The organism is Oleiphilus sp. HI0117 (assembly GCF_001635235.1).
On the sequence record NZ_LWGA01000540.1, the window covers coordinates 1 to 11,939 of the forward strand.

Below are 11,939 nucleotides of genomic sequence, written 5' to 3' on the forward strand. Positions count from 1 at the left end.
TCAGGGACATACTTCTAAACCTTTTGATTGTTAATCAGTATCAAGGCGGTAAAACCGCCTACCATTATGCCAGGTAATATTCTGGTACGAATCGGAAGAAAAAATGCCTTTAATCAAACTCAAATCTTCATTTCTAAATGGCCTCAAAGCGCGCGTTGAGGGAAGATCTGTTCCAAACATCAAAGCATTAGGATTAATCAGCACCATCTCTTGAAGGCGCTTAATAGGGTCAAAATCGACTCGACCAAAGCCGCAAACTTTTACATAAACGCCATGCCTTAATAAATCATCTACAACAGGAAACGATGACTTCTCCATACCCATGTGATCAATACATACCTTAGGCAAATTCTTGATCAAATCTTGAAGATGATATAAACCTTCAGATGAAATATATAACTCAATATGCCAACCACACAAGTCATAAACTCGTTGTGCGAAATAGCATAGATAGCCAACCCGCTCACTTCCACCCCGAAAGAGGTTAAAGCGAACCCCCCTTACTCCGGCAGCATCGAGTTTTAATAGTTCACCATCAGAAATATCATGTGGAACCTGCGTAACCCCGACAAAATTATTAGATCTTGAGTTTAGTAAGGCAAGCGCCGAAAGTAGATAGCTCTGATCAAAAGCCTGAAAAGAGCCTGAAACAACGACACCACTCTTGATATTAAGCAGTGAGACACGTTCAAGATATTGTTCTACATCAAAGTCATCTGGTAAGAAGCCGTGATTAGAAACTAAGGGAAATCGACTATCAATTATATGAAAATGAGCATCAAAAACTGACAACTAAGCACTCCCAATGTAAAGGACGGCTCTTATGATACAGAACATCACCAATGGATCGAAGTTGCCTTAGAAAAATAGATAAACCAAACCAAGCTTTAGCTCATCAAGCACTTATCAAGTTCAGCTAATAAAAAGAAAAGAAATCAGTGCGGTGGGTTTAGCAGAGCTAAACTCTCACCGCACAAATTAGATATAAAGCTTAAATTTTAAGCTTTATTCTCAGTTTCTTTAGACTTAACACGAATGTGAAGTTCACGAAGCTGCTTATTATCAACTTCGCCAGGAGCCTGAGTTAACACACAGGTTGCACTTTGTGTTTTAGGGAAGGCAATCACTTCACGAATAGACTTAGCGCCAGTCATTAACATCACTAGACGATCCAAACCAAAGGCCAAACCACCATGAGGAGGACAACCATATTTTAGGGCGTCTAATAGGAAACCAAACTTATTTTGGGCTTCTTCGTCATCGATACCAAGAATCTCGAAAACAGTTTTTTGCATGGTGCCGTCATGAATACGAATTGAGCCACCGCCTAATTCACAACCATTCAAGACCATATCATAAGCTCTTGACAAAGCGGTTGCCGGATCTTGCTTCAACTCTTCAGGTGAGCACGATGGAGCAGTAAATGGATGGTGAATAGCTGTTAAACCACCGTCATCTAACTCCTCAAACATTGGGAAGTCCACTACCCACATTGGCGCCCACTCACAAGTATAAAGATCAAGGTCCTCACCGATCTTGCATCGAAGTGCACCAAGCGCTTCGTTGACAATTTTCTCTTTGTCAGCACCAAAGAAGACGATATCGCCATTTTTAGCACCCACCTTTTCCATAATGGATAGGGCAACATCTTCACCCAAGAACTTAACAATTGGTGATTGTAGGCCTTCAGCGCCTTTTTCAAGTTCGTTAACCTTGATCCAGGCCAAGCCTTTCGCGCCGTAAATACCAACGAACTCAGTGTATGCATCAATTTGCTTACGAGATAATGATGCACCGCCATCGACCTTAAGCGCAGCAACACGGCCTTTAGGGTCTTTTGCAGGCCCAGCAAATACTTTAAATTCTACAGTTGCCATTAAGTCAGCAACATCCACAATCTCTAAGGGAATACGTAGATCCGGTTTGTCACTACCATAACGGCTCATTGCCTCGGCGTAACTCATTTGCGGGAAGTTACCAAGCTCGACATCAAGCAAATCTTTGAACATTGAGCCAACTAAAGACTCCATCATGCCCATCAATTGATCTTCTTCAATATAAGAACACTCGACATCTACCTGCGTAAACTCAGGCTGACGATCAGCACGAAGGTCTTCGTCACGGAAGCACTTAGCAATCTGGTAGTAACGATCAACACCCGACACCATTAGTAGCTGCTTAAATAACTGCGGCGACTGCGGCAATGCAAAAAAGTTACCTTGATGAGTACGGCTAGGAACCAAATAGTCTCGCGCACCTTCTGGTGTAGCTCGTGTAAGAATAGGCGTTTCAACATCCATAAAGTCCAACTTATCCAAAAAGTTACGGATATAGTTAGTTACCTTAGAGCGGAACACGAGCTTGTTAAGCATCTCTGGACGACGCAGATCCATAAAACGGTACTTTAGGCGAGTGTCTTCGCCTACATCCACGTAACCATCTAGCGGGAATGGTGGTGTTTCTGCTTCATTCAATATCGTTAATTCTTTACCCAGTATTTCAATCTTACCAGTGGGCATATTGTCATTAACGGTGCCTTCTGGGCGAGCACGAACAAGGCCTTTTATCTGCAGTACCCATTCACTTCTTGCACGATCAGCTAACGCAAAAGCCTGCTCGGTATCTGGATCTATAACAACTTGAGCCATACCTTCACGATCGCGCATATCTAGAAATATAACACCCCCATGGTCACGACGACGGTGAACCCAACCGCAGAGAGTCACTTCTTGACCGATATTATCTTCATTAACCGAACCGCAATAATGGCTTCGCATAAACTATTCTCACTTAATTCTAAATACTGATTAATTGTTAATTATCTTTGTTAAATCGCTACTTTATCAGGCTGCTGAAGAGCTTTCACTGCCTTTAGATTTAGAGCTATTCTCATTCTTTGAGTTGCACAGGTTTTTCTTATTTCCTGTTTTAAAATCTGTCTCATACCAACCTGACCCTGATAACCTAAAACCAGCAGCGGATATACGCTTTGAAAAAGTACTTTCGCTACACTCAGGACAATCAGTTAATGGCTTATCACTCATTTTCTGTAAGACATCTTTTTCAAAACCACAAGATTTACACACATATTCATAAATCGGCATTATTCATTACCACCTATATAAATCTTTCTTTACATACTTATTTAAAGACATGACATCTAAATCACATAACAGCCATGACTAAGCAAAATCGGCGCACAGTATATACAATCTAAATATTAAAATCAGCGCTATAAAACCCAAAAAACCCCGACAGACTACGCGCTCAGGGTTCATTTTGAATAACAAATCGTTAAAGGCTAACACCTAACAATTACATAATTTGTTGTAAGATCCATATCCGCATAATAAAAAGCACACACAAAACGATATTCACCTAAGCAAGCGAACCCTATAACAAACAAAGCCGCCCTTCTGGGCGGCCTTATAAAGCTAAAGATAGAATAAGAAGCGAGCTTTTCCTCCCTCCTTGCTATTCATTTAATTAGACTGAAAATAGATGGGCTTCAGAACCGTCTCCTTTGGTGCGCCGAGCTTAACTTCACCATCTACCACCTTATAAGGGTAAGACCACGATCTAGCCCAGCCCGCTATATGCTCTGCCACTACTCGAATGTAGTCCATGGATGAGCCATCAGCATTCTTTCTTGTTTCAATATACATTAAGCCGACACCCCACTTTGCACGAGTTTTAGCAATACGCTTTAAATATTGAATGATTGAGGCTAGTTGAAAATCCTTTTTAACAAGATTTTGGTGCTCAATAGCTAACACGTTAAATTCACCCTGCGGGGAAAGTACCATCCCAAAAGGTAAAAATTCACCACGTTCAAGCAAGTTCTTTTCCATGCGCATCCAACCCTGCACCATCATATATTTAAGCTGCGCGATCGCTTGCTCCTCAGTAACCTTACCCCGCCTCACTTGGTTAAGGTCAACAGCGCTCTCGGCAATTGGCGCCTCGACAAGATCTTCTGCTTTTATTTTTCTTTTGCCTTCTTCAGCTGATACTAAGGTGCTCGACACTGAGAACAGCAAACCAAGCAGTATCCAACCAAATTTCAACATCTTCATATAGAGACTCCAATCATTATTATAACGGTGAGATAAAACTGTTGTGGATATAAATTATCTGGGCGAGAGAAGAATGTCTACAGTGAATCAGTAGAATTTGTGACTTTTGTTAGGCATTTTTTATAATGTGAACGAGGCAGTGAACGGAATTTCATAACAAACACTTTTAGCCACAAAAGCCTACCCCACATTTCCCTGCCAACAGAATTTACAGACAACAGAAACTAAAAAAACCACCTCACAATGTGAGGCGGTTTCTCGTTTTGCTTCTAACTTAACTAAACACTTTCGTATCCAGCTTCAGCTAAGATCAAGATCTTAGTGAGCAGAGATAGTCCAGTTTGTAGTGTTAGTCACATCAGTCAAGTAGATTTTACCGATAGAAGTACCAGTGTCACCGAAAGACAATGAACCGATATCTAGGTCAAACTTAGAAGTAGTGTTGATTGCGATACCGTCAACATAACCTTCTCTTGTGTTGGTACCTTGGAAAACTTGACCAGCTGGGTTCAAAGCAACAGAACCTAGATCAAGAACTGCGTCTTTAACAGCGTAAATGTCACGCATTGAGTGAGCGAAACCGAATGCATTCAATCCGTCTAGACCAGAAGTGTCACCACGGTGGTTGTGGATTTTCAGATCGTTGATCTGAACACCAGCGATATCGATGTAAACATCTAAATCAGTGATGTTGAAGTAGCTATCCATGTGGATTTTTGAGTTCGCATCACCGTAACCAGTAGAACCAGTAGCAACATCAGTAGCTTCAGCATTAGAGATACGACCGTTACCATCAGTGTCAGTAGCGCCGAAACCATTACCATTGTTTTCGATATGGATATCTTTGTGTCCCAAGTAACCAGCAATGCTTAGGTCACTGATCAAAGTAGTAGTTTGTGCAGTAGTAAGATCTGCACCTTCCTGGTAAGAAGACTCTGCAATACCGATTGCACCGATTTCGTATTTGAAATCAACCGCTGATACAGCTGCGTCGATAACTTGTTGAGTTGTGTAACCACTAAGTGCAGTAGCACCGCCAGCGATAAGGTCATCAGCACTGACAAGAGCAGCCAATGGATCAGTAGCGATTTCGTGAATTAACAAGTCACCGTCTTCGATACCAACACGACCCTTAACGAATGTTCCGCCAGTTGCAGTTGCAATTGCTTGAACAACAGATACACCAGGAGCATTTACTGGATCAAATTGTACATTGTTAGCTTCTAGCTGTGTCAAAGATGCACCACCAGCGTTAGCTTCGATACCGCCAGCCAAACCAGCTAGACGACCGTCATCTACAGCACCGTATGCTAGAGCCAATGCAGCTAGACCTTCAGCACCGTAAAAATCAGACAAACCACGATCTAAAATGTTTTCGCCAGTAGCAGCGGAACCAGCAATATCGATGTTCATACGGATATTGTCAAGCATGTCAGTGTTGTTTGCTAGGTTATTCGGGTCATCAGTAAGATTTTGGTTACCACCGATTTTGATATCGTTGATGAATAGGCTACCAGCATCTTTATACATGAACTGACCGATAGAAACTTTAGATTCTATATCGATAGTCAAACCAGCTTGACCAGTTAGCTCGCCCATTGCTGAGTCGTCTAGAGCTTTAAGTTCAGCTTGTGCGCCAGCAGAAGCAGCAGCGATTGCAGAAACTAGTGCGATTTTTTTCAGGCCTTTCATATTATTCTCCTAATATTTAGGTTACGTTAAAACTGTCTTAGACTTATGTGTCTTAACGCGATCATTTGATTTATATGATTTCATTTTTTTCTAACAAGCTGTGTTGCTCGCCAGTGAGATCATAATATGTATTTTGATTTCTATTTACCGTGATTGCTTTCACAAAAAGTTACGGAGAGTAACCTTTAGGCAGAAATGTAAGGGTTTTTAACAGAATTTGACATTTGAAGGCTGTTTTCGGGCGTATTTTAGAATTTAAGAAAGAAAAAAATGTCGACATAAAGAAAAACAATACAAAATATTGAGTTAAATAGAGCCCCTAAACGAAAAAACCGCCTTTATAGGCGGCTTTAATAAAACAAGGCTTTTATTTTTTAGTAAAGTAAACCGGCTTTACTTCCAATTCTTGAGGGGTACCCAATTTAAACTCTCCATCCTCCATCTTAAAAGGGTATGCCCAATGGCGAGCCCAACCAGCAATATGTTCTGTCATCACGATAATTCTCTGGAGATATGTACCGTCATCTCGCTTGATGGCCCTAATATACATAATACCAACTGCCCACATTGAACGCGTTTGAGCAATAGCTGCCATGCTTTCAGCGAGTTTTACTAGAACAACCTGTGAAGGTAGTTTTGCTTCAATATCTGGAATGACTGCTTTAAACTCGGCATCAGGAGACAGCGTCAAGCCAAATGGAGGGAAAGAACCGTTTTTAACAACTTCCTTTTTAATTCTATCAAAGCCTTTGACCATCATATATTTGAGTTGGTTTACAGATTGCGCTTCTGTTAGCTTGGCACGCTTTAAAGAGTTAAAATCTTCAGCCTGCAAGGGAGAAACCCAAGACAAAACGCATAGCGCTAGAAGTAAAAGGCAGCAGAATGAACGCTTCATTAAAAACTCCAATTGTTATGTTTTATTTTACGGCGATAAATTATCGGGTGTCGAACAAATGTCCATATACATTCTTATAGAATTTAATTTTGCGATAACTTAATGAAGAATTTTGAAACAGCTTACCAAACAAATCAAACAAAACACCCGGCAAAGTGGCTACAAAAGGAAATTATTCTTAATGAAGCGCAGTGCCATGCCTTGTTAGCCTCCCTCCCCCATTCAATCTTTTTAGATAGCGGCGTTGATGAGTCAAAAGGTCGCTTCAATATTATTAGCGGTTCGCCTTTATTTACTCATACAATAAATAAAGCAGAGTTATCTCACACTCCAAACCTAGTTAAGCCAAGCAATATTCATGAGTCACTTAACTACGAGCAACAAGAAATCCCATCAATATTTTCAGATTTACCTTTTACAGCAGGGTTAATTGGATACTCAAGTTATGAGTATGGGGCTCTTAATATTATTGAAGCACCTCAATTAATGGAAGAAAGTAAACTCCCCCTTCTATATATAGGTGAATATACCTGGTCTTATATTCATGACAAAAAACAAAAGCGCGGTTATCTAACGTATTCACCACGCTGCCCTCTCGATTTGCGAGACAAGATTGAAAATATTATTTCCGATACCCACGAAAAGAACGCCACATATAAACATAAGCAGCAAACTAACAAGCCTAACTGGCAGAAGACCATTTCATATCAGCGTTATTCAGAAGCTTTTGAGCAAATACAAAGCTACATAATTGCCGGAGACTGTTATCAAGTAAATCTAACTCAGCGTTTTGAAGCAGATTTTGATGACCCATCACTCCCTTTGTATTTCCAACTCAGAGAAAAAGTCGATACGCCTTATTCAGCGTTCATCTCTTTTAGTGACGATCAACAGTTATTAAGCTTCTCGCCTGAACAATTTATTGGAATCAAGAATAAAGAAATAAACACAAAACCAATAAAGGGCACCGCTCAGAATACAAATAAAGCTGAAGCCCCGCAAAAATTGCAAGAAAGCACAAAAAACCAAGCCGAAAACTTAATGATTGTTGATTTACTTCGTAACGACCTAAGCAAAGTTTGTGAATTAGGCAGTGTTAAGGTGGAAAAGCTATTCGAACTTGAAACTTTCAAGAATGTACATCACCTAATTAGCCATATAAAAGGGAGGCTTAGGAAGGATGTTACCGAATTAGATGCATTTTTTGCCTGTTTTCCAGGTGGGTCTATTACGGGAGCTCCTAAAATTAGGTCAATGGAAATTATTAATGAGTTAGAAGGCTCCGGCAGAGACGCCTATTGCGGTTCAATTTTTTATCTAAATGGAAATGGAAATTTTGACAGTAATATACTTATTCGAACCATTGTGCATTCGGGAAATAAATTACATTGCTGGGGCGGCGGCGGAATCGTTCACGACTCAAACTGTAAAGAAGAGTATCTAGAAAGTTTAACTAAGGTCAGTAATTTAACGGGAATTTCGGAATAAGCATATAGAGCCTTCCTTATATAGAGCTAATCGTCCTGTTTTACTGACTCATCTTCGGTGCCGACTAGCTCTAATTGTGCATTTAATTCTTTGGAAATTAGCTCAATATCTCGAATTTCGGCCAAGGTTGGCAGGTCATCAAGGCTGCTTAGGTTGAAATAGGAAAGAAAATGCTTGGTCGTTGCATAAATTGCTGGTCGACCGGGAACCTCGCGATGACCCACAACTCGCACCCAATTTCTTTCTAGCAGGGTCTTCATTATGGTAGAGCTGACTGCAACCCCCCGAACTTCTTCAATATCGCCACGCGTAATCGGTTGGCGATAGGCAATCAAGGCCAATGTTTCCAAAAGTGCTCTGGAATACTTTTGAGGTCGTTCTTCCCATAAACGCTGTACCCACTCGCTCATTGAAGGCCGGGACTGAAAGCGATAAGCGCCAGAAAACTCAACCAACTCAACACCACGACCTTTGTAGTCTTCCTCAATTTCTTGCAATACGGAGCGAAACACTGCCCTGGTAGGCGTAAGGTCAGGTTCCAATAAAGCTTGAATCGCATCGATAGACAAAGGTTTACCTGCTGAAAACAGAAGCGCTTCGACAATAGGTTTTAATACTTCAACGGTGGGCTCAAGTGAATTATAGGTGTATTGATTCCCTACATTAGTAAGATCTTCGCTATTTGAACTAAGTAACTCTTTAATGTCTACCATTTCAAAGCTCTTTATTGTGCTCCGCGCGCCCGAACATGAATAGGCCCCAAGGTTTCTGATTGAACAAAATCGAGCAACTGCTCTTTAACTAATTCCATAATTGCCAAAAATGTTACCACAACACCATCTCGCCCTTCCTCTGGACTAAAGAGCGCAGCGAAAGGGACGAACTGTTCGGGCGTTACCTTAGATAAGATAATTGTCATCCTCTCTCTAGTTGAGAGCTTCTCTTTTTCAATATGGTGGCTTACAAACATATCAGAGCGTTGCAGAACAGAATTAAGTGCCTGAATTAACTCATTTAGCGAGACATCAGGATGTATCTTTCCGTCAGAACTGGTTTCTGCTTTGATATGAACAGGAACTATTTCTCTATCAACGCGTGGTAACTCATCCAAATCTTCAGCTGCTTTCTTGAAGCGTTCATATTGCTGAAGGCGACGAATCAATTCAGCACGTGGGTCTTCTTCTTCGTCATCTTCATGCGAAATTTTAGGCAATAACATTCGAGATTTGATCTCGGCCAACATCGCAGCCATGAGTAGGTACTCAGCAGCCAGCTCGAACTTCATCTTTTTCGCAACTTGAATATATTCGATGTACTGACGCGTTATCTCACTCACATCAACTGCCAGAATATCCATATTTTGGCGTCGTATCAAATACAGGAGCAGATCTAGCGGGCCTTCAAAGGCTTCGAGAATAACCGATAAAGCATCGGGGGGAATATAGAGGTCTTGAGGGACATCCCTTACAACTTTACCTTCGACAATTGCCAAAGGTAATTCTTGTTGCACAGCTGACATACTCAAGCCCCCTATCTTCTAGCACTTTACGCGCCGAAAGATAAACCCATTACACGTCGAACTTCCTGAAGCGTTCCCTTTGCTGCGTCACGCGCGCGCTCGGCACCTTCAGATAAAATACTACGCACTAATTCTGGGTTCTCTTCATACTGGCGAGCACGTTCACGAATTGGGCGCTGCTCTTCAAGCACTTTTTCAATTATTGGGTTCTTACATTCCAAACAACCAATGCCTGCACTGGTGCAACCTTCACGAACCCAGCATTTAGTACTTTCGTCGGAATAAACATCATGCAACTTCCACACAGGGCACTTATCTGGATCACCCGGATCAGATAAGCGTACACGTTGTGGGTCTGTCTGCATGGTTCGTATTTTTTGAGTAACCGAATCCGGATCCTCACGTAAGCCAATAGTATTGCCGTAAGATTTGGACATTTTCTGACCATCTAAACCTGGCATCTTCGATGCTTCAGTCAATAATGGCTGAGGCTCAGGTAGAATCACTTTACCGCCTCCCTCAATAAAACCAAACAAGCGTTCACGATCGCCTAGTGATATATTTTGCTGGTCTTTGATCAAAGCTCTTGCAGTTTCCAAAGCCTCATCGTCGCCCTGTTCTTGGAATCGCTTCTGTAAATTACGATAAAGCTTGGCGTTTTTCTTACCCATTTTCTTTATCGCTGCTTCAGCCTGCTCTTCAAAACCCGGATCTTTACCATATAAATGATTAAAGCGACGAGCAATTTCACGCGTCAATTCGACATGAGCTACCTGGTCAGCACCAACAGGAACAAAACCCGCACGATAAACTAAGATGTCAGCACTTTGTAATAATGGATAACCTAAGAAACCGTAAGTTGCCAAATCTTTTTCTTTCAACTTCTCTTGCTGGTCTTTGTAAGTTGGTACACGTTCCAGCCAACCTAAAGGCGTCATCATTGACAACAATAGGTGCAACTCTGCATGTTCAGGCACCATAGACTGAACAAACATTGTCGCTGAACCTGGGTTAATACCCGCAGCAAGCCAATCGATCACCATATCCCACACGCTCTGTTCTATCATGAAAGGGTCTTCATAATGCGTTGTGAGTGCATGCCAGTCTGCAACGAAGAGGAAACATTCATAATCGTGTTGCAACTCTACCCAGTTCTTGAGTACACCATGATAATGCCCAAGATGTAGCTTGCCCGTAGGGCGCATACCGGATAAAACTCTTTGCTGTGATTCAACCGAACTCAAAGCTGGCTCCTATTTATAATCTGCTATGGATAATGGATTACGTGATGAAAGTCTGGCTCGTAAAAAATACCAATGACTACTTACATACCACCTTCCGTAAAAAACGGAAGTATACTTACTTTTCTTGATAATTTCAGGGTCAGTGTATTTTTCTGGTGATCGAAGCAAAAAAACCTTAAGTTCTAGGCTGGCGCATCGTTACAAATTCTTCTGCAGCAGTAGGATGAATACCAATAGTTTGGTCAAAACTCTGTTTCGTAGCGCCAGCTTTTAATGCAACGGCAATACCTTGAATAATCTCTCCGGCCTCTGCACCAACCATGTGAACACCTAAGACAGCATCTGTTTTCTTGTCTACAACCATCTTCATTAAGGTACGTTCATCACGCCCAGACAAAGTATGCTTCATCATTTTAAAATTAGACACATAGACATCAATGTCATCAAACTCTTCCCGCGCTTGCTCCTCACTCAAGCCAACCGTAGCAATATTTGGCTGACAAAAAACAGCCGTCGGTATCAAGGAATAGTCGACTAATGAAGGTTTAGTTGAGGAAAAGAAATAATTAGCTAAGAACATACCTTCGGCAAGCGCAACCGGCGTAAGCTGCATACCACCTATTACATCACCAATCGCATAGATCGAGGGTTCACTTGTTTGAAAATAATCATTAACCTTAATCTGACCTTTGTCATCAAGCGCTACCTTAGTATTCTCTATGCCTAAGTCGTAGGAGTATGGCTTTCGACCTGTTGCATAAAGCACCAAACCAGTAGATTCGGTAGCGCCACTTTTTAGCTGAAGATTTAAAGAACCGTTATCCAGCTTTGAAATACTGTCGATATTCTCATTAAACCTTAAGCGAATACCTTTTTTGCTAATCTCATCACGCACGAACTCCCGCACTTCTTGATCAAAACCGCGCAAGAACAGCTCACCACGATAAACCAAGGTCGTGTCGACACCAAGCCCTTGAAGAATTCCGGCCATTTCTACAGCTATATAGCCACCACCCACAACC

The 11,939-nt window shown here is 41.5% G+C and carries 11 protein-coding genes; 1 reads left to right on the forward strand and 10 read right to left on the reverse strand.

Translation table 11 applies throughout. From position 1 onward, the window contains the following. Positions 1-30 precede the first annotated feature (30 nt). The 6 genes from A3757_RS05980 to A3757_RS06005 all read right to left on the reverse strand — a co-directional run bounded on the left by A3757_RS05980 (position 31) and on the right by A3757_RS06005 (position 6,666). Positions 31-792 (reverse strand): amidohydrolase family protein, encoded by a 762-nt coding sequence (locus tag A3757_RS05980; protein WP_068511034.1) that lies wholly within the window; start codon positions 790-792, stop codon positions 31-33. Between the two features lie 206 nt (positions 793-998). Continuing rightward, the gene (aspS, locus tag A3757_RS05985) at positions 999-2,777 is read right to left on the reverse strand and encodes an aspartate--tRNA ligase (RefSeq protein WP_068553654.1); all 1,779 of its coding nucleotides are present in this window, start codon (positions 2,775-2,777) and stop codon (positions 999-1,001) included. Between the two features lie 66 nt (positions 2,778-2,843). Beyond that, positions 2,844-3,104 (reverse strand): FmdB family zinc ribbon protein, encoded by a 261-nt coding sequence (locus tag A3757_RS05990; RefSeq protein WP_068511038.1) that lies wholly within the window; start codon positions 3,102-3,104, stop codon positions 2,844-2,846. Positions 3,105-3,482: 378 nt separating this feature from the next. Further along, positions 3,483-4,076, reverse strand: a complete 594-nt coding sequence (locus A3757_RS05995; protein WP_068553980.1) for a hypothetical protein — start codon at positions 4,074-4,076, stop codon at positions 3,483-3,485. A gap of 318 nt (positions 4,077-4,394) precedes the next feature. Then, positions 4,395-5,768 (reverse strand): DUF6160 family protein, encoded by a 1,374-nt coding sequence (locus tag A3757_RS06000; protein ID WP_068739311.1) that lies wholly within the window; start codon positions 5,766-5,768, stop codon positions 4,395-4,397. A 367-nt stretch (positions 5,769-6,135) separates the two neighbouring features. Next, complete coding sequence (locus tag A3757_RS06005) at positions 6,136-6,666, reverse strand: hypothetical protein (RefSeq protein ID WP_068553449.1); 531 nt, start codon at positions 6,664-6,666, stop codon at positions 6,136-6,138. Between the two features lie 102 nt (positions 6,667-6,768). Here A3757_RS06005 and A3757_RS06010 point away from each other — a divergent pair, with 102 nt between their 5' ends. After that, a complete protein-coding gene (locus A3757_RS06010; protein WP_082865192.1) occupies positions 6,769-8,154 on the forward strand; it encodes an anthranilate synthase component I family protein in 1,386 nt (461 codons plus the stop codon). Between the two features lie 26 nt (positions 8,155-8,180). Here the strand turns inward: A3757_RS06010 and scpB are convergent, their stop codons facing one another. The 4 genes from scpB to A3757_RS06030 form a co-directional block, all read right to left on the reverse strand. After that, on the reverse strand, positions 8,181-8,867 hold the full coding sequence (gene scpB / locus A3757_RS06015; RefSeq protein ID WP_068511046.1) for an SMC-Scp complex subunit ScpB: 687 nt from the start codon (positions 8,865-8,867) through the stop codon (positions 8,181-8,183). A gap of 11 nt (positions 8,868-8,878) precedes the next feature. Then, positions 8,879-9,673, reverse strand: a complete 795-nt coding sequence (locus tag A3757_RS06020) for a ScpA family protein (protein ID WP_068511048.1) — start codon at positions 9,671-9,673, stop codon at positions 8,879-8,881. A 26-nt stretch (positions 9,674-9,699) separates the two neighbouring features. Beyond that, the gene (locus A3757_RS06025; protein WP_082870226.1) at positions 9,700-10,917 is read right to left on the reverse strand and encodes a tryptophan--tRNA ligase; all 1,218 of its coding nucleotides are present in this window, start codon (positions 10,915-10,917) and stop codon (positions 9,700-9,702) included. Positions 10,918-11,092: 175 nt separating this feature from the next. Beyond that, the coding region (locus A3757_RS06030; RefSeq protein ID WP_082872069.1) for an FAD-dependent oxidoreductase at positions 11,093-11,939 on the reverse strand (847 nt) is incomplete at its 5' end.